The organism is Pseudomonas syringae pv. coryli str. NCPPB 4273, assembly GCF_000972175.1.
Classification (GTDB): Bacteria; Pseudomonadota; Gammaproteobacteria; order Pseudomonadales; family Pseudomonadaceae; genus Aquipseudomonas; species Aquipseudomonas syringae.
Genome location: NZ_AWQP01000071.1, coordinates 17,722 through 35,095, shown reverse-complemented (window position 1 = coordinate 35,095; position 17,374 = coordinate 17,722). Strand labels below are relative to the sequence as shown.

Below are 17,374 nucleotides of genomic sequence, written 5' to 3'. Positions count from 1 at the left end.
ACTGCACGCCGCGCTACATGGTATCGTCGCCTGCGCAGGTGCGGCGGCCAGCAACCAAAGCTGCGGCAGCGGTGCAGCAGGCGCAGCGGCCTCCAGCCTGCTGACCGGTTTGTTCTCGCAAAGCAGCCCGGACGAAAGCGAAGAACAACGCGAAGCCAAGCGTAATTTGATCGTCAGCCTGGTGACGGGTTTGGCTGCGACCAGTGCTTCTATCGACCCGACTGCCGCGAATACGGCGGCAGGGGCGGCGGTGGATAACAATTGGTTGGCGACGCAGCAGATTGTTCAGGCCAAGAAAGAATATGACGAGGCCGAAGGTTATGCGGCCAAGCTTGAGGTGGCGGGCAAATGGGCATACATCAGCGGTAAACAGGACGTCCTGACCCATCTCGGCATCGGCAAGGGCCTGGTGCAGTCCGGCTGGAATGATGTGGCGGGCCTGGCTGAATTCGCGATGCACCCGATTGATGGTCTGAACGGCCTCAGTCAGCTGATCAACAACCCTGAGGCCAGAGCACAGTTTGGCGACAGCGTCGTCAATGAACTGAACACCAAAATCGCAACAGTCAAAACGGCCCTTGAAGTAGGCGGCGACGAAAACGCCGAAGCGCTGGGCAAGGCCATCGGCGAAATCGCCTGGCAGGTTGGCAGCATCGCGACGGGTGTAGGTGGCGCAGCGAAGGGGGGCGTGGCGCTGGCCAAGGTGGGGATCAAGGTTGGCAGCGCAGAGCTTGAAAAGATGGCAGTGGATGGCGTCAAGCTGGTCAAGACCGAAGCTTCAAATGCGGGTAAAACCTCGGCACGGCGTTCTATGGCCGATGCGCCAGAGACCACAATCAAGCGTTCTTCGGAAGAGCTGGCGGGTGATAATAAACCTACGACAGACGCTCCCATTAAAAATGAGAAACCTGATACATCGCCATATCCAGATAAGGCCGTGCCAGTAATGGACGAGTTTACGGTCAAGGCCTTTAACCCTTTCAACAGCGACAAATTTAAGGCGATGACTCCAGAACAACAGAAAAGCTTCCTAAAGGAATACAACAAACAACTCCAAGCACAGCAGAATGCTATCAATAGCATGAAGGTGGAAGACTTCAAGGCTGCTCGGGATGCCCTACGATAGCCTAGGACGCAATCCAGACGCTGTCGCCGCACAACAAAAGTTCGGTAAGGACTTCGAGAACGAAGTCAGGGACAGCATCACTGAGTCGTTGATGACCAAGGGCGCCGACTTCAAGACCGCCTCTGCTGAAGCGGCTGGCAGGGCCAAAGAAATTCGCTCTAAGCTAGCAGCGCTGCATGATCCTGATATGGTTGCAGGTGGCTGGTTCCGCCATGAACCTGTCAGAATGGGCGATACGCTGATCAACTCCTCCATCGGAGGCAGTTGGCCGAGCCGTTTGAAAGCATTGGATGAGGCCGTGTCTTCGGCCATTGCCAATGGTTCCGGGCAGGCAAATATGAATGTGAGACTGGAATTACTAAGAGGGCGCGGAAATTGAGAGACGAATTTCTTCAGTCACTGATCGACAATCTTGGCGAACCATACTCACGTAGAGAAGTGCCTGCGGCAAGTATCAAAAAGTATCGGTCAATATTACCCGAGGCCTTGCTTGGTTACTGGCAGAATGAAGGCTGGTGCTCCTTTGCTAATGGGCTGTTCTGGATTGTCGATCCGGAGCCATACAAGGCGACGCTTGATATGTGGCTGCGAGGCAGCGGACTGTTAGAGGTCGACAACTATCATGTAATCGCCAGGGATGCATTTGGTTCGTTGTATGCTTGGGGTGAGCGCTACCAGCGTAAAATTACGATATCAAGTCTAGCGGGCGGTATTGTTGCTCTGAAAAACCAACTGAGCAAGCCGAATCCTAATCCAGATAGGACACTGGGCATATTTCTTGGATCCTCCAGTAGGGAAAGTCTCGACTTCGAAGATAATCAAGGCAAGCCGCTTTTTCAGCGAGCATTGAAGAAGCTTGGGCCAATTGGCGAAGATGAGATGTACGGGTTTGAGCCTGCGCTTTGCATTGGAGGAAAGGCTGAAATCGAGCATATGGCAAAAGTGGATATGCATGTTCACTTAATGATTCTTGATCAATTGCGACGCTAATTAATTTAAGCAGAGTCGAAATTTATCGATAAGCAGTGGTGGATACGTAGTGCTTGAGGACGGGCAGGTCCCAGTTGCCGCACCAACTGATTATTCAAGCATTCCCATCCATCATATTTGCACCAACAAATGCAGTGCTGGTGCAAATGGTCAGATTGCTTGGTCCAAAGCCTTTCAAAAGTTTTTTGATGGCTCAGACCTAGATATAAACAAAGCAACAGAAAATCTCGTGGCCGTTCCTGGGCATAGGGGACCACATCCGCAGAGCTATCATCAATACGTATATGGTAGTCTAGATGACGCTACACGTGGATTAACTCCAAGTACAGCGCAATATAAAAATGCAGTAATAAATACACTTGACAGGATCAAGGCCGAAGCAATAACACCAGGCAGCTCTGTTAACAAATGGCTCACAGGAGATTGATATGAAATACTATTTATTGCGAGAAGATACAGATGTTTATAACCGCTGGTACTTAGGTGGCATAAAACACTGCAACAATTGGTTCTTTACAGATCCGCCTGTAGAATATATGGAGCCCTGCACTTATGAAGTCGAAATGCAAAGTGATGGTATCGCTCTAGATTTCTCCCTTGCAGGATATGCTTCTGTGCCTGTTGTCAGTGATAAAGTAAAAAAATCACTTGTTGGTATTTCCGATTTTGATGAATCTTTCAGGAATGTCGTGCTTGAACCTGCAAAAATTGCAGGTCACCAAGATGGGTTTTATGTAATGATTGTTGAAACACAACTAGATTGTGTAGATGAGACACGATCTATATTTGAAAAATATGAATCAGAAGATCCGGTACGCCCAGACAGGGCCGGTGAATATAGAGTTTTCTTGAATCTCGTTATTGATCCAACAAAGATCAAAAGAGAAAATATTTTTCGAATAAAAAAACATTTAGGTGCTTTGATTGTCAGTGAGAAGGTTAAACATAGAATGGAGCAGGCTGGCGTAATTGGCGCTATTTTTGAGAGTGTGAACGGGGAAAACAATGTTGTTTGCTAGATGAAAAATTACTTTCCGCCTATAAAATCAGCTGTTAGCCCAAACAAGCATAGCGCCCCTTTAGCCTGTTACGAACACTAACATCAACTCGAAATCTCGTGAATTATTCTTATATAAAGCTGTATTGAAAAATAAATTTTATGGCTTCGGCCGCTTAAACACTTACCTGGTCGGCGCCGTTATCGCCAGCAGCGACAAAGCCGTGCAGGACGGCAAGAACAGCCTGGTCACCTCCAGCCATCGCCTGGCAGGTTGGCAGCATCGCGACGGGCGTAGGTGGCGCAGCGAAAGGCAGCGTGGCGCTGGCCAAGGCAGGCATCAAGGTTGGCGGTGCGCAGCTTGAAAAGATTCCTGAGATCGCTAGAATCGAGAAGCTTGCGGCGAAGAATGCTAAAAATTCGAATCCGATTAGATCTATGACGGACTCTGAGGCGGGCGCACTTGTTGAACGGAATTTTTTAGAGGCGAAGCCCTCGGGTAAGGCTTTAAGAGAAGTCGAAGTGAGTTCTGGTTAAAAAGGAGCTTGGTCCAAAGAGCTAAACAAACCCGAGCCAAATACCATTTACAAGGTTGATGGGAATAAAGTCTACCAAATAGATGAATTAGGTCGCGTCGACAAAGTTGAGTCTAGTCTTTCCTTGAATAGGAATGATCGAAATACCTACCAACAGTGTGTGGCCGGAAAGTGCGGTATTGATGGCGATGAGGGCGGTCATTTAATTGCTAGTATCTTTAATGGCCCAGGTGTACGTCTTAACTTATTGCTCATGAACGGAAATCTAAATAAGGGTGTATGGAAGTCCATGGAGAATAAGTGGGCATCAGCTCTTAAAGAAGGGAAGTCGGTAGATGTGAAAGTTGAACCTGTATATAATGGGCAGTCTGTCCGCCCTGAGAAGTTTACTGTGACATATAAAATGGGCTCGGAGCGCCTTGTGAGAGAAACCTAAGTCAACAGTCCAGGAGGCCTATAATGAATGATGACGAAATCTATCAAGGCATTGGTGAGATTCTAGTAGCAATTGCCCCCGCCGGCGCGCAAGAAATAATTCTAGACGCTGAGCTGTCTTTGGAAAATGATCATTGTAAACTACTATTCGACTATGTCGGAGAAAATGGCGAGAAAAAGTGGTTTTTACCTGAAACAGCTAGAGTGGATAGCGACCTATTTGACCTTCTAGTGAAGATGAGGGTTTTTTTTGAAACCAATAAATTGTATATGGAGGGAAAGCCATGGACAGGATGTATAGTAAGGCTATCGTTGGATACGATGAAGATAGAGATAGATTTTAAATACGATTAGTTTTATTGAGGTGGTTGCAGGAGGCGATAAGTCTAGTTGGTATTTTAAAAATGCTGCGGGCCGATATTTTGGTAGGTGTAAGCGAGTTGTTTAATAATGATCATAGGGGTGATATCGGGATTTTTTGGAGTTAAGAAGAAAATTCTGCTGCTGAAATTCCAGCAGCCTCTGTAAACGCTAAAGTAGGACTACGAGAAGCCTTCAGTTTTCTAGCCAAGCCAGAGTAATATCAGCTTTGGTTTTTGCATGAAGAGAGCAATCTTCTACAGCAGCATCCACAGAAGAGCATCATCGGTGACGTCATGGGGGGTGAACAAATCAAGACACTGGTGCCAGGTGCTGAAAAAATTGGCAGGGCTCCTGATATTGGCCAGACTGGCATTGATGATTTGTACAAGGTAGACAAGCCAGGCGTTGACTACCTGATTGTTGAGTACAAATTTGGCTCGTCGAAGCTGAAGCCGACTAGAGATGGTCTTCAGATGAGTGATGATTGGATGACGGGTGCGACAACTAATTACAACCGCATTCTTGAGTCGGTGGATGGTGATGCTCAAATGGCGAGAAACATCCGTGACTCCCTACTTTCGGGAAGGGTTGAGAAGTGGCTGGTCCATACCGATCCATTTGGCAAGGTCACAGTCGGAATATTGGACAAAGGTGGAAAGTTTGTTGAGGGCCCTGTCGCAACATCAAAACTCATAGGGAGGAACTAAATGATACGCGCACCGCTCGGCAATGCTATCTACTGGGAGAAAGTCGTCACTGACACTGATAGCTATATTGCAAAGTCTCAGGGGCTTCTGCTTCAGCCGAATGCAAATCCTGATTATGCTCCTCAATACGCCTTTGAGATCGGGCAAGATCACTGGCACCAAATCCTGCGCAAATACTCTGCGGGACACCCAGTAACTGACTTGGCGCGCTACTTCCCCGGTCTATTGGACGCTTGGGAGGAAGCTGAACGTCTCGGAGCTACGGTATGGACTCCAGAGCAGCAATTCACGCGGCACCACTGGCGTGTCAACTATGACCATTACATCATTTGCTTCTGGCTGGTCGGGCTGGCATTGGCGCTTGAAATTCCAGGCGACCAATGGCGGCGCTTGCTGATACTGATCGGCAATGACGGCGAAGACCTACTACTAGATCGAGTCATAGCCAGCCGTAGTCCGGAACGAAAAATCGGAGACGTGCTTCTTTATCCCATGCCCTATGCACGATTGCTGAAGGCAGTAGATGCGCCAGCAGATTCGCAAGCATCGCTGCTTAAAGACTTTGTTGAGCACTGGTACAAGGACGTACGCATTGGAGCCAAATCCGGAGCAGACCCGCAGGCGGTCAGCTACAGGCACCCTTATTGGTATACCTATGGCGACGAAAACTTTGAAGGCGGAGCCTATTTTGGTCGCTGGTGTGTAGAAGCAGTAGCGGTGGTGAAAGCTTTTGGAATAGATGACTCGCTTTGTCTAGGCCATGAACATTATCCAAGAGACCTTTTGAGACCTGATGGCCCAAGTACTCACCCTGTCAGAGAGATTGTAGAGCCCTCTGCACCTGAGGTTGTTTCAGAAAGAAAACCTGGGTTGTTCGCTCGTATTCTTAAAAGGTTCTAGCCTAATAGGTACGTGATTTCCACACAACCCTCGGCACCGTCATGGCATTTTCAGCACGTGTCTGATGGCGTAGTTTAACAACGTGCTTTTTGATACGGAGATTGCTGCAAAACGCCCTTAACCAGATATCGATTCATTAGAACATCCGCGCGCCTGATGCCCCTCGATTCACGGTCCGAACATCAGTGGCGCGGGGCATGGCAAGGCAGCATAGTGAGTGTTCGGCAATCAACCGGATTGCCATGACAAGATCTGAGGCTGTGATGACCCGGACTGAACACTACCGAGCCTGCCACCTGTGCGAGGCCATTTGTGGTCTTGTGATCGAGACCGTCGTGGAGGCGGATTCTGCGCCGCGCATTGCCTCGATCAAGGGCGACACGCTGGACACGTTCAGCCGCGGCCATATCTGCCCCAAGGCGGTTGCGCTGCAGGACATCCAGAACGACCCTGATCGTTTGCGCCAGCCGATGCTGCGCAGCGGTGATCAGTGGCAGCCGATTGCCTGGCAGCAGGCGTTCGATCTGGTGGCGGAGCGGCTTTACGCCATTCAGCAGCGCCATGGGCAAAACGCGGTAGCGGTCTATCAGGGCAACCCCAGCGTGCATAACTACGGGTTGATGACGCACAGCAATTACTTTCTCGGCCTGCTCAAGACCCGCAATCGTTTTTCGGCCACGTCGGTCGATCAGTTGCCGCACCACCTCAGCAGTTTCCTGATGTATGGCCACGGCATGCTGTTGCCGATTCCGGATATCGATCACACCGATTTCATGCTGATTCTCGGCGGTAATCCGTTGGCCTCCAATGGCAGCATCATGACGGTACCGGATGTCGAAAAACGTCTGAAAGCAATCCAGCAGCGCGGCGGCAAACTGGTGGTCATCGACCCGCGCCGCAGTGAGACGGCTGCCATCGCTGACCAGCATCTGTTCGTACGTCCGGGCGGTGATGCGGCGTTGCTGTTCGGGCTGCTCAATACGCTGTTCGAGGAGGGGCTGACCCGCGAGAGCCATTTGCCTGTCGACGGCCTGGAGCAGGTTCGCCACGCCATTGCCGGTTTCACTGCAGAGGCCATGAGCCCTCGCTGCGGTATTGCTGCCGAACAGATCCGGCAACTGGCGCGGGATTTCGCGGCCGCTGACAAGGCGGTGTGTTATGGGCGAATGGGCGTGTCGACTCAGACCTTCGGCACGCTGTGCCATTGGCTGGCACAACTGATCAATCTGGTGACTGGCAACCTGGACCGTGTGGGTGGCGCACTCTGTACAGAGCCCGCCGTTGACCTCGTCAGCTCGACATCCGGCGGTCATTTCAATCTGTGGCAAAGCAGGGTGTCGGGCCTGCCGGAGTATGGCGGCGAGTTGCCGGTCTCGGCGCTGGCCGAGGAAATGCTCGTAGCGGGGGAGGGGCAAGTTCGCGCGTTGGTGACCGTTGCGGGTAACCCGGTTCTGTCAACGCCCAACGGCCGTCAACTGGAGCAGGCGCTCGAAGGGCTTGAGTTCATGCTCAGCATCGATCTTTACATCAACGAGACCACTCGCCACGCCGACTTGATCCTGCCGTCCACCTCGGCACTGGAAAATGATCACTACGACACCACCTTCAACACCCTGGCAGTGCGTAACGTCACGCGCTTCAATCGGGCCATTTTCGACAAGCCCGAAGGTGCGCTGCACGACTGGGAGATTTTCGTCGGGCTGGCCAGCGCCTTTGCCGACAAGGCCGAGCGGGCGCTGAAACCCACGTTGCCGCCTGCGCAGATGATCGATCGCGGGCTGCGTGCAGGCCTCTATGGCGACGCATCACCCCATAAGCTGTCACTGGAGACCCTGGACAGTCATCCGCACGGTCTTGATCTTGGGGCGTTGAAGGCCAACCTTGCAGAGCGCCTCAAGACCGCCAATGCTCGCATTCAGGCCGCGCCTGAGGTGATCATGGCCGACCTGGCGCGCTTTGCAGCCGAGCCTGCTCCCCAGGCCGGTGAGTTGCTGCTGATTGGCCGCCGGCATGTGCGCAGTAACAATTCCTGGATGCACAACTACCATCGGCTGGTGAAGGGCAAACCCCGGCATCAACTGTTGATGCATCCTGACGATCTTGCGTGCCGTGGTCTGAGTGACGGCCAGCAGGTCCGGGTCAGTTCCCGGGTCGGGATGATCGAGGTTCAGGTGCTGGGCAGTCTGGACATGATGCCCGGGGTGGTCAGCCTGCCGCACGGTTGGGGGCATTCACGTGCGGGGGTAAAGATGGCGATCGCGCAGAGCCTGCCTGGCGTCAGTGCCAATGACCTGACCGACGAACGGCAACTCGACGCGCTGTCCGGCAACGCGGCGTTGAACGGCGTACCGGTGCAGGTCGTGGCGTGTTAAGCCTCAAGACAGAGCGTCATGCTCGGGATTTCGTTACAATGCGCCACCGTGCCGACAACTGAGTCGGATATTTCAGCCGAGGTGCTCCATGGATATCATCGAAACGATCAAAGAGCAGATTGCCAACAACACCATTCTGCTTTACATGAAAGGCGCTCCGAACGCTCCGCAATGCGGCTTTTCGGCCAAGGCTTCCCAGGCATTGATGGCGTGTGGCGAAAAGTTTGCCTACGTCGACATTCTGCAAAACCCTGAAATCCGCGCCAACTTGCCAAAGTACGCCAACTGGCCGACTTTCCCGCAACTGTGGGTTGCCGGTGAGCTGGTCGGTGGTAGCGACATCATCACCGAGATGATGGCTGACGGTTCGTTGCAGACGTTGGTCAAGGAAGCATCCGCCGCCAAGGCCGAGTAAAGCCTCGCGCAGAGCGTCGCACGATAGTCGCGATTATCGCCTCCTACGCTCCAGCAAGGCTTTACGCACAAGAAAAAGCCCGCTCTCGATTGAGGCGGGCTTTTTCATTGCGGCGCGATGGGGAATCAGTCACCCATCTGCGACTGCAGGTAGTTCTCGATACCGACCTTGACGATCAGACCCAACTGAGTCTCCAGCCAGTCGATTTGCTCTTCCTTGGGCTCAAGGATGTCTTCCAGCAGCTCACGGCTGCCGAAGTCACCGACTGTCTCAAAGTGAGCGATCGCGGCTTTCAGATCGGCCAGACCTTTTTGCTCGATCTTCAGGTCGCACTCCAGCATTTCCTTGGTGTGCTCACCGATGAGGATCTTGCCCAGGTCCTGCAGGTTGGGCAGCCCTTCCAGAAACAAGGTGCGCTTGATCAGCTTGTCAGCGTACTTCATCGCATGGATGGACTCTTTATATTCGTGGCCACCCAGCTTTTTCAGACCCCAGTCTTCATACATGCGCGCATGCAGGAAATACTGATTGATAGCGACCAGCTCGTTCCCGAGGATCTTGTTGAGATGCTGGATGACGGTAATGTCGCCTTTCATGTTCGAGGTCCTGCCGGTGGCTTGTGTATATAAGTGCCGAGTGTGAGCTGCGCTTAAACGCCTGTCAAACCTAAGTTGTTGAATAATAAGTGAAATTAAATAGGAATAAGAATGTTTGAGTTCCGCATCTTGACGCTAAGCGCTTGAATTACAGGCATAAAAAAACCGGACGTGGTGTCCGGTTCTTTAAAAGAGGGGGTTCAGGCAGCTGAAAATTTTGCCGGATAGGCCAGCAAGGCATGGCTGGTTTGCAGCTCGGTCAGCGTATCACGCACCACTTCCTTAGCAAGGCAGGCGCATTTTCCACATTTACTCGCAACGCCGAGTGTTTCACGGACTTCACGATAACTGCAGCAGCCTTCCAGAATTGCATCCCGGATTTGACCGTCGGTGACACCTTGGCAGAGGCAAACATACATAAGCTATGGACCGTCGCTGGTTTATTGCTTGGTGCCGAGGAGCTTAATGTTAATGAGAATGCTTGTCAAAACTGTTTTGGGTTGTATTCAGATCGAGCGATGAGCGGTTGCTTTCGCAGGAAACGCTTCTTGGGTATGCCCTCTGAATCGTCCCGCTGCAGGCATGAAAAAACCGGCACAAGGCCGGTCCATTCACGGACGTGTCGACCTCAGTCGTCGAAATCTTGCCAACCGCCCATTTCTTTCCAGCGATTGACGATGCCGCAGAACAGCTCGGCCGTCTTCTCGGTGTCATAGCGGGCCGAGTGCGCCTCGCGACCGTCGAAGTCGATGCCGGCAGCCTGACAGGCCTTTGCCAGCACGGTCTGACCATAGGCCAGGCCGGCGAGGGTGGCGGTGTCGAAGCTGGAGAACGGGTGGAACGGGTTGCGCTTCATGTCCATCCGCGCGACGGCGGCATTGACGAAGCCGAGGTCGAAGCTGGCGTTGTGGCCGACCAGCACCGCGCGTTTGCAGCCATTGGCCTTGAGGGCCTTGCGCACGCCGCGGAAGATGTCGTTCATCGCGGTTTCTTCGCTGACGGCCATGCGCAGCGGGTGATCGAGCTTGATGCCGGTGAACTCCAGCGCCGCCGCTTCGATGTTGGCACCCTCGAACGGTTCTACGCGGAAGAAATAGGTGTGTTCCGGGAACACGAAGCCTTTTTCATCCATGCCGATCGTCACCGCAGCGATTTCCAGCAAGGCATCGGTGGCTGAATTGAAACCGCCGGTTTCTACGTCGACGACTACTGGCAGGTAGCCGCGAAAGCGCGCCGCCATCGGGTGACGGGAACCGCCGCCACCGCCGTGGCCTTCGTGTTCGTCGTCAAAATGATCTTCACTCACGCGTGTTCCTCCAGACGCCAGCGCAGCTTTTCACCAGCGCGCAGCGGGATAACAGTCAACTCGCCAAATGGCAGGCTGGCAGGGGCGGTCCACTCGTCACGCACCAGCGTGATGGTGTCCTGATTGGCGGGCAAGCCGTAGAACGCCGGACCGTAAAGGCTGGCGAAGCCTTCCAGCTTGTCCAGAGCGTTACGCTGCTCGAAAGCTTCGGCATACAGCTCGATGGCTGCGTAGGCGGTGTAGCACCCGGCGCAACCGCAGGCGTTTTCCTTGGCATGCTGTGCATGCGGCGCCGAGTCGGTGCCCAGGAAGAACTTGCCGCTGCCGCTGGTGGCCGCGTCGAGCAGGGCCGTCTGATGCGTATTGCGCTTGAGGATCGGCAGGCAATAGAAGTGCGGACGAATCCCGCCGACCAGCATGTGATTACGGTTGTACAGCAGGTGATGCGCGGTGATGGTCGCCGCGACATTGTCTGAAGCTTCATTGACGAACTGCACCGCTTCACCGGTGGTGATGTGTTCGAACACCACCTTCAGGGCCGGGAAGCGCTCGACTACACGGCGCAGGTGCTCATCGATGAAGACCTTTTCGCGATCGAATACGTCGATTTCGCCACGTGTCACTTCCCCGTGCACCAGCAGCAGCATGCCGACTTCGGCCATGGCTTCGAGGGCAGGGAAGATATTGTCGATGCTGGTGACACCGGAATCGGAGTTGGTGGTCGCGCCGGCCGGATACAGCTTGGCCGCGTACACGAAGCCACTGGCCTTGGCGGTGCGGATGTCGTCGGGCGTGGTCTGGTCGGTAAGGTACAACACCATCAACGGCTCGAAGCGGCTGCTGGCCGGGCGTGCAGCCAGAATGCGCTGGCGATAGGCATCGGCTTGCTGCGCGTTGCGTACCGGAGGCACGAGGTTGGGCATGATGATTGCGCGGCCAAAAGTTCGCGCTACGTCAGCAACGGTATGAGGCAAGACAGCTCCGTCACGGAGGTGAATATGCCAGTCGTCGGGACGCAGGAGGGTCAGGCGGTCAGACATTGGGGATTCCAGGCGGGTCAAACTCGCTGGGAATGCTACCGGAAAAGACTCTCTCAGGCATCCGCTATCAAGTTTTGCATGAAGTTACCGATAGCTCCCTTGTCAGTCGGTAATTTTCTGTTTCGCGTTCATTTCCAGTGGAGCCTCCCGTGCGCCAGCGATATTTAGCCCTGCTCAGCATGTTTGCCAGCCTCCCGGCGATGGCTATCAGTTTCCAGACGCGTCTGGAGAGCATTGAGTGGAAGGTCGAAGGCGATCAGTTCGAGTGCCGCCTGACTCAGCCGATCACCGACTTCGGTGCCGGTGAGTTCGTGCGCCGCGCGGGCGAGCAGGCGACGTTTCGCCTCAAGGCTTCATACAACATGCTCGGTAATGGCTCTGCGACGCTGCTGGCCGCTGCGGCGCCCTGGCAGCCGGGACGTGGCGATATCAACCTGGGATCGGTGCGCGTCAGCAATGGCGATATTCCCTTCAATACCTCTCAGGCTCAGGCCGGACGTCTGATCAGTGGTCTGATGGACGGGCGCAGTCCGCTCATTCGCCACTACACCCGCGACGGCGGCCAGATGGAAGTGCGTCTGCTGCCGGTCAAGTTCAGCAAGGCATTCAGCGATTACCAGGCATGCACTGCCAAGCTGCTGCCGATGAACTTCGATCAGATCAAACAGGCTGAAGTGGGTTTCCCTGGCGGCGGTATCGAGCTGGATGCCCGTGCCAAGGCGCGTCTGGACAATATGGTCGCCTATTTGAAGGCCGACCCGACCGTGAACCGTATCGAGCTGGACGGTCATTCGGATAACAGCGGCAATCGCCTGACCAACCGTGACCTGTCCCGCCGTCGCGCGCTGGCGGTCATGGATTATTTCAAGGCTCAAGGCATACCCGAGCAGCAAATCACCCTGCGCTTTCATGGCGAGCGCTACCCGCTGGCGCCTAACACCAATGAAGCGAACCGTGCGCGCAACCGTCGGGTCAACGTGCACCTCGAGCGCGTTGCGCCCGATGAGCGCCCGGTACCGGTTGCGTCTGCCAGCGCAGCACACACCTCTTAAAGCCTGTAAAAAGCATCTGTCAGACGTCGCCTTGTCGTCACAAGCTGTCGCGCCCCTGTAAATTTGCTGGTTTGAACGGTAGAATCAGCGGTTTTCCGTACAACCCGGTGGAGTGATGGCATGGCGGACGTAAACAAGGTAGTTCTCGCGTATTCCGGTGGCCTGGATACTTCGGTAATCCTCAAGTGGCTGCAAGATACGTACAACTGCGAAGTGGTGACCTTTACCGCTGACCTGGGTCAGGGTGAAGAAGTCGAGCCGGCACGCGCCAAGGCGCAGGCCATGGGCGTGAAAGAAATCTACATCGATGACCTGCGCGAAGAGTTCGTGCGCGATTTCGTCTTCCCGATGTTCCGTGCCAACACCGTCTATGAAGGCGAGTACCTGCTGGGTACCTCCATCGCCCGTCCGTTGATCGCCAAGCGTCTGATCGAGATCGCCAACGAAACCGGCGCTGACGCCATTTCCCACGGCGCAACCGGCAAGGGTAACGACCAGGTGCGTTTCGAGCTGGGTGCCTACGCGCTCAAGCCAGGCGTCAAGGTCATCGCTCCGTGGCGCGAATGGGATCTGCTGTCGCGTGAAAAACTGATGGACTACGCCGAGAAGCACAACATTCCGATCGAGCGTCACGGCAAGAAGAAATCCCCGTACTCCATGGACGCCAACCTGCTGCACATCTCCTATGAAGGCGGCGTGCTGGAAGACACCTGGACCGAGCACGAAGAAGACATGTGGCGCTGGACCAAATCCCCTGAGGACGCGCCAAACGTTGCAACCTACCTTGAGCTGACCTACCGCAATGGCGACATCGTTGCGCTGGATGGCGTCGAAATGACCCCGGCCACCGTGCTGGCGACCCTGAACCGCATCGGCGGCGAAAACGGTATCGGCCGTCTGGATATCGTTGAAAACCGTTATGTGGGCATGAAGTCCCGTGGCTGCTACGAGACGCCGGGTGGCACCATCATGCTGCGCGCTCACCGCGCCATCGAATCGATCACTCTGGACCGCGAAGTCGCCCACCTCAAGGACGAACTCATGGCCAAATATGCCAGCCTGATCTACACAGGTTACTGGTGGAGCCCTGAGCGTCTGATGCTGCAGCAGATGATCGACGCGTCCCAGGCTCACGTGAACGGCGTTGTGCGCCTGAAGTTGTACAAGGGCAATGTGATCGTCACCGGTCGCAAGTCGGATGATTCGCTGTTCGACGCCAACATTGCCACGTTCGAAGATGACGCAGGTGCCTACGATCAGGCCGATGCAGCGGGCTTCATCAAGCTCAACGCATTGCGCATGCGGATTGCAGCCAACAAGGGCCGCAAGCTGTTCTGATACCGCAAGTTGTTAGACAAGTGCAGCCCATTCAGGGCTGCACTTCAAATACGCTCGGCAGGGTCATTCCTTCCAGGCGTCATGTAAAAAGACGTTGAACCAGTGAAGTCAGTGGTTGATAGATGGGGTACATGTGCTATGCAAGATAGCAGCGTGTAGCCGACGGCAGAAATATCATGTGTCACAGGTATTCAGTCGTTGAGTATCTTCTTACCGCTAGCGTCGAAAAAGTGCTTATTTGTTTTAGTGTTTTCCTACAACAGCTGTAGAAGTTCAGGGCAGGGAATAACAGAGTTTCCCGTCGGCTCCCTGAAACGTATCGCGCTGTTTATTTTTTTGCGTCGTTATTCAGAGCGTGTCGTTCTCCTGTCGTTGCCTGAACTCAAACCGGTACGCCTTGCCAATGCCGAGTACCTGGCGAAGGCTCAGATCGAGTATCCGGGCAATCTCGGACGCGGTGTAACCCAATGCCGAGTAATGCATGGCGTGACCTGCAACCACGTCATCGATGTCCGTAACGTCATCAAGGGCCTCCCTGCTGGGGGTACGCAGGGGCTGGCTGAGGTTGATGGTCACGCCATTTTCTGTGGCCAGCCGGCGAACATCCCTTTTATTCATCCGCAATGAATACTGTAGCGCGGTGAAACCGGCGCCCTTGGCCGCCAGGTACTTCAGTTGCTGTACTTTGCCCGCGAGTTCAAGTCTGTGTTCCTCGGCAGGTTGTGTACGCGCTGATGAAGGGGTGGCTAATCCTGCGGTCTCTCCTTCGGGTATGACTGCAATAACACCACCGCTGGCAACAAAGGCTTCCACTGCGGTGGTGAGATCAGACGCGGTGGGCGTTGATGACCGCGTACGAGCGTATTTAGTGTTCATGGTACATCCCTTTTTGAACATGGTTATACACAGCGCCCAACTCAGAAGAGTTGCCAGGCGCCCTGAGAGTTTCCAGAAAACAGCGATGCCGGATCGGCTATATACCCAGTGCCCGAATTCATCCGCCGCGCACTACATGAAGCCTGCTTGAACGCAGCGCTGATGAAGTGCGCAGGTACAGTACACAGCGGCAGGAATTCATATAGCTGCGCGTGTTCAAGGGCGGTAAGTAATAAAGTTGCTGTTAAAAAAGTAACGACTGGTAATAAATTTTGCAAGGGGAAAATGGCGGGTTACAGGAATTGATTGAGCGGTTTTTATAGTGTCTTACGAGTTGTAAAGTTGCGTCCACTAATCGTGTAGTCCGTTTCCTATTCGAAAGAACGTGTCTGGCTTTGAAATGAAAAATGGTATTTGCTACTTGTCGAAAGAGCTATTTATGGTCTTGAATGATGTAGGTTTATGCTAGGGTGTCTGTAAGATTTTGCGACACTAAGGCGGTGGAGCTTGCTGGATAACGCCATGTCAATGAGCGGTTCGTAGAGGTGTGGCACTTTGAGTCTTTGCGTTTGTTTGTAGGATTTTTCTTGATGTCTTGTGAGGTTTTTCCTTAAATAAATATTTGTACGAAATTCTGTAAATAATGTGTAATTTTTAAACCTTGTTTGCGTATGTAGCGTGTGGAATGTATCCAATGGTCTCCGATCATCGGTGTGCAGGGTAGGGCATCCGCATGCAGAGACTTTTTCAGTCGCCCTGCCACAGGGGCGTTATGTGCAGGTATCGCTTTCCATGCGGCAGACCGATAGCCGTGGGCTGTGACAGCAGGCGTGCGCTACCCGGATGCGCAAGGAGCGACCTGTTTTTAAATGATTCAGCTAAAGGGAATTGGTTTTAAGTTGCTGGCGATAAGCCATGTATTGGGTCGGTTTGTGACACTGATGCAGGAATGCGCTGGCAATACTGTTAACAGGTGCAGCAGGGTCTCGTTTTGAATGCAAGTGTTCGGCGGTCGCCTGTTGTACGCATTTATCCACTGATGCTGCGATGCTTGTGCTGCGGCGATCAGCAACAATATTCACCAGGTTCCGAAAAGGAAGGCTCTGTGAGAATTAATAAAAAATGTACGTTTCTGCCAAGTATTGTAGGAAGTTTCTGCTGTAATTGTAGGAATGGTCTTTGGCTGTCAGTCCACAAGGGTGAGCGCCATGCAAAGCAGTAAACGACTAAGTTATTGTGCTGGCTCTGAAAATTCGAATAGCGAAAAATGGACTGCCCATGAATAAAGTGCTGATCGTGGATGATCACCCCGTCATTCGCCTTGCTGTACGCATGCTGATGGAGCGTCATGGCTATGAGGTCATCGCGGAGACTGACAACGGTGTGGATGCGCTGCAACTGGCGCGTGAGCACCTCCCGGATATCGTCATTCTTGATATCGGTATCCCCAAGCTCGACGGGCTGGAGGTAATCGCCCGTCTGTCAGCCATGACGTTGCCATTCAAGGTTCTGATCCTCACCTCCCAGGCGCCGGGCCACTTCTCCATGCGCTGCATGCAGGCCGGGGCCGCCGGCTACGTCTGCAAGCAGCAGGATCTGACCGAGCTTCTCAGTGCCATCAAGGCGGTGCTGTCAGGGTACAGCTACTTTCCCAACCAGGCGTTGCACACTGTTCGCTCCAGTATGGGCAACGCGAGTGAGTCGGATATGGTTGACCGACTTTCCGGCAGGGAGATGATGGTTCTGCAGCAGTTGGCCCGAGGCAAGACCAACAAGGAAATTGCAGACGGCATGTTTCTGAGCAACAAGACCGTCAGCACGTATAAAACGCGTTTATTGCTCAAGCTCAACGCGCATTCGCTGGTCGATCTGATCGAGCTCGCGCAGCGTAACGGGCTTGTCTGAGTAAGGGATTGTCTGGAAAGAGTCGTGGCTGATGCCCGGTCGTGCAGGTCAGCTATCGAGCCTTCATTTTCCGTATTGATCACGTATTGAAGCCTCTTCTGCGAGAGGCTTCAAATGCCTTGATCGAGCAAGTCAGTGCGAGGTTTCAGGGCTGCCTAGAAATCGAAGTCGTAATCAGCCAACTGCTTCTGCAAACGCCGCTCTTCAAGCAGGTTGTCGATGGTGCGTCGTTTACTCAGGTTGGTCTTCGCCGGCTCGACAGTCACTGGTTCTGTGTCGTCCGTGTCGACGGAGACGAGGTCGTCGTCCACGTCCAGTTGTTCGTTGTCAGTGCTCATGAAGTCGACTCCAGGGCTTGGGCTCTCTGGCGCTTCTTATATCGACAATCCACAAGTCGGTAAAAAAGATTTTTTCAATCGA

The 17,374-nt window shown here is 53.7% G+C and carries 21 protein-coding genes; 15 read left to right on the top strand and 6 right to left on the bottom strand.

The genetic code is table 11. The annotated features are described in order from the left end of the window. From P406_RS24725 to grxD, 12 genes are all read left to right on the top strand, one after another. On the top strand, nt 1–1,126 hold a 1,126-nt coding region (locus tag P406_RS24725), incomplete at its 5' end, for a polymorphic toxin type 15 domain-containing protein (protein WP_370737615.1). After that, nucleotides 1,113–1,505 carry a polymorphic toxin type 15 domain-containing protein gene (locus P406_RS29895; protein ID WP_052739359.1) on the top strand — a complete coding sequence of 131 codons (393 nt, stop codon included), beginning with the start codon at nt 1,113–1,115 and terminating at the stop codon, nt 1,503–1,505. The genes P406_RS24725 and P406_RS29895, both read left to right, overlap by 14 nt. Beyond that, entirely contained in the window at nt 1,502–2,116 is a 615-nt protein-coding gene (locus P406_RS24720) for a GAD-like domain-containing protein (protein WP_235810432.1), read from the top strand. Before P406_RS29895 ends, P406_RS24720 begins: the two co-directional genes overlap by 4 nt. Nucleotides 2,117–2,165: 49 nt before the next feature. Beyond that, entirely contained in the window at nt 2,166–2,543 is a 378-nt protein-coding gene (locus P406_RS28370) for an AHH domain-containing protein (protein WP_162234461.1), read from the top strand. Nucleotide 2,544: 1 nt separating this feature from the next. Further along, complete coding sequence (locus P406_RS24715) at nt 2,545–3,135, top strand: imm11 family protein (protein ID WP_046237647.1); 591 nt, start codon at nt 2,545–2,547, stop codon at nt 3,133–3,135. 296 nt (nt 3,136–3,431) lie between these two features. Continuing rightward, nucleotides 3,432–3,650 (top strand): hypothetical protein, encoded by a 219-nt coding sequence (locus tag P406_RS29605; RefSeq protein ID WP_046237646.1) that lies wholly within the window; start codon nt 3,432–3,434, stop codon nt 3,648–3,650. Between the two features lie 45 nt (nt 3,651–3,695). Further along, nucleotides 3,696–4,085, top strand: a complete 390-nt coding sequence (locus P406_RS30440; RefSeq protein ID WP_211145844.1) for a DNA/RNA non-specific endonuclease — start codon at nt 3,696–3,698, stop codon at nt 4,083–4,085. Between the two features lie 23 nt (nt 4,086–4,108). Beyond that, a complete protein-coding gene (locus P406_RS24705) occupies nt 4,109–4,438 on the top strand; it encodes a hypothetical protein (protein WP_032699401.1) in 330 nt (109 codons plus the stop codon). 242 nt (nt 4,439–4,680) lie between these two features. Continuing rightward, entirely contained in the window at nt 4,681–5,154 is a 474-nt protein-coding gene (locus P406_RS24700) for a hypothetical protein (protein WP_052739358.1), read from the top strand. Beyond that, complete coding sequence (locus P406_RS24695) at nt 5,155–6,054, top strand: PoNe immunity protein domain-containing protein (RefSeq protein WP_046237645.1); 900 nt, start codon at nt 5,155–5,157, stop codon at nt 6,052–6,054. Between the two features lie 263 nt (nt 6,055–6,317). Beyond that, on the top strand, nt 6,318–8,426 hold the full coding sequence (locus P406_RS24690; protein WP_046237644.1) for a molybdopterin oxidoreductase family protein: 2,109 nt from the start codon (nt 6,318–6,320) through the stop codon (nt 8,424–8,426). 88 nt (nt 8,427–8,514) lie between these two features. Next, nucleotides 8,515–8,841 (top strand): Grx4 family monothiol glutaredoxin, encoded by a 327-nt coding sequence (gene grxD, locus P406_RS24685; RefSeq protein WP_002554852.1) that lies wholly within the window; start codon nt 8,515–8,517, stop codon nt 8,839–8,841. Between the two features lie 125 nt (nt 8,842–8,966). Here the strand turns inward: grxD and bfr are convergent, their stop codons facing one another. From bfr to pyrC, 4 genes are all read right to left on the bottom strand, one after another. Then, a complete protein-coding gene (gene bfr, locus P406_RS24680) occupies nt 8,967–9,437 on the bottom strand; it encodes a bacterioferritin (RefSeq protein ID WP_002554851.1) in 471 nt (156 codons plus the stop codon). A gap of 200 nt (nt 9,438–9,637) precedes the next feature. Continuing rightward, entirely contained in the window at nt 9,638–9,856 is a 219-nt protein-coding gene (locus P406_RS24675; protein ID WP_003350768.1) for a bacterioferritin-associated ferredoxin, read from the bottom strand. Nucleotides 9,857–10,065: 209 nt separating this feature from the next. Continuing rightward, nucleotides 10,066–10,743 (bottom strand): ribonuclease T, encoded by a 678-nt coding sequence (rnt, locus tag P406_RS24670; RefSeq protein WP_003412908.1) that lies wholly within the window; start codon nt 10,741–10,743, stop codon nt 10,066–10,068. Further along, a complete protein-coding gene (pyrC, locus tag P406_RS24665; RefSeq protein WP_046237643.1) occupies nt 10,740–11,783 on the bottom strand; it encodes a dihydroorotase in 1,044 nt (347 codons plus the stop codon). The genes rnt and pyrC overlap by 4 nt, the downstream gene beginning before the upstream one ends. A 149-nt stretch (nt 11,784–11,932) precedes the next feature. Here pyrC and P406_RS24660 point away from each other — a divergent pair, with 149 nt between their 5' ends. Both P406_RS24660 and P406_RS24655 read left to right on the top strand, forming a co-directional pair. Continuing rightward, nucleotides 11,933–12,835, top strand: coding sequence for a flagellar protein MotY (locus P406_RS24660; RefSeq protein ID WP_003412907.1), 903 nt, complete (start codon nt 11,933–11,935; stop codon nt 12,833–12,835). Nucleotides 12,836–12,955: 120 nt separating this feature from the next. Continuing rightward, nucleotides 12,956–14,173: an argininosuccinate synthase gene (locus P406_RS24655; RefSeq protein ID WP_003412906.1), complete on the top strand. Its 1,218-nt coding sequence runs from the start codon at nt 12,956–12,958 to the stop codon at nt 14,171–14,173. A 348-nt stretch (nt 14,174–14,521) separates the two neighbouring features. Here P406_RS24655 and P406_RS24650 read toward each other — a convergent pair whose 3' ends face one another. Continuing rightward, complete coding sequence (locus P406_RS24650; protein WP_046237642.1) at nt 14,522–15,049, bottom strand: hypothetical protein; 528 nt, start codon at nt 15,047–15,049, stop codon at nt 14,522–14,524. Between the two features lie 1,278 nt (nt 15,050–16,327). Here P406_RS24650 and P406_RS24645 point away from each other — a divergent pair. Next, complete coding sequence (locus tag P406_RS24645) at nt 16,328–16,954, top strand: response regulator transcription factor (RefSeq protein WP_002554843.1); 627 nt, start codon at nt 16,328–16,330, stop codon at nt 16,952–16,954. 155 nt (nt 16,955–17,109) lie between these two features. Here P406_RS24645 and P406_RS24640 read toward each other — a convergent pair whose 3' ends face one another. Then, on the bottom strand, nt 17,110–17,292 hold the full coding sequence (locus P406_RS24640; protein WP_003363588.1) for a PA3496 family putative envelope integrity protein: 183 nt from the start codon (nt 17,290–17,292) through the stop codon (nt 17,110–17,112). Nucleotides 17,293–17,374 lie beyond the last annotated feature (82 nt).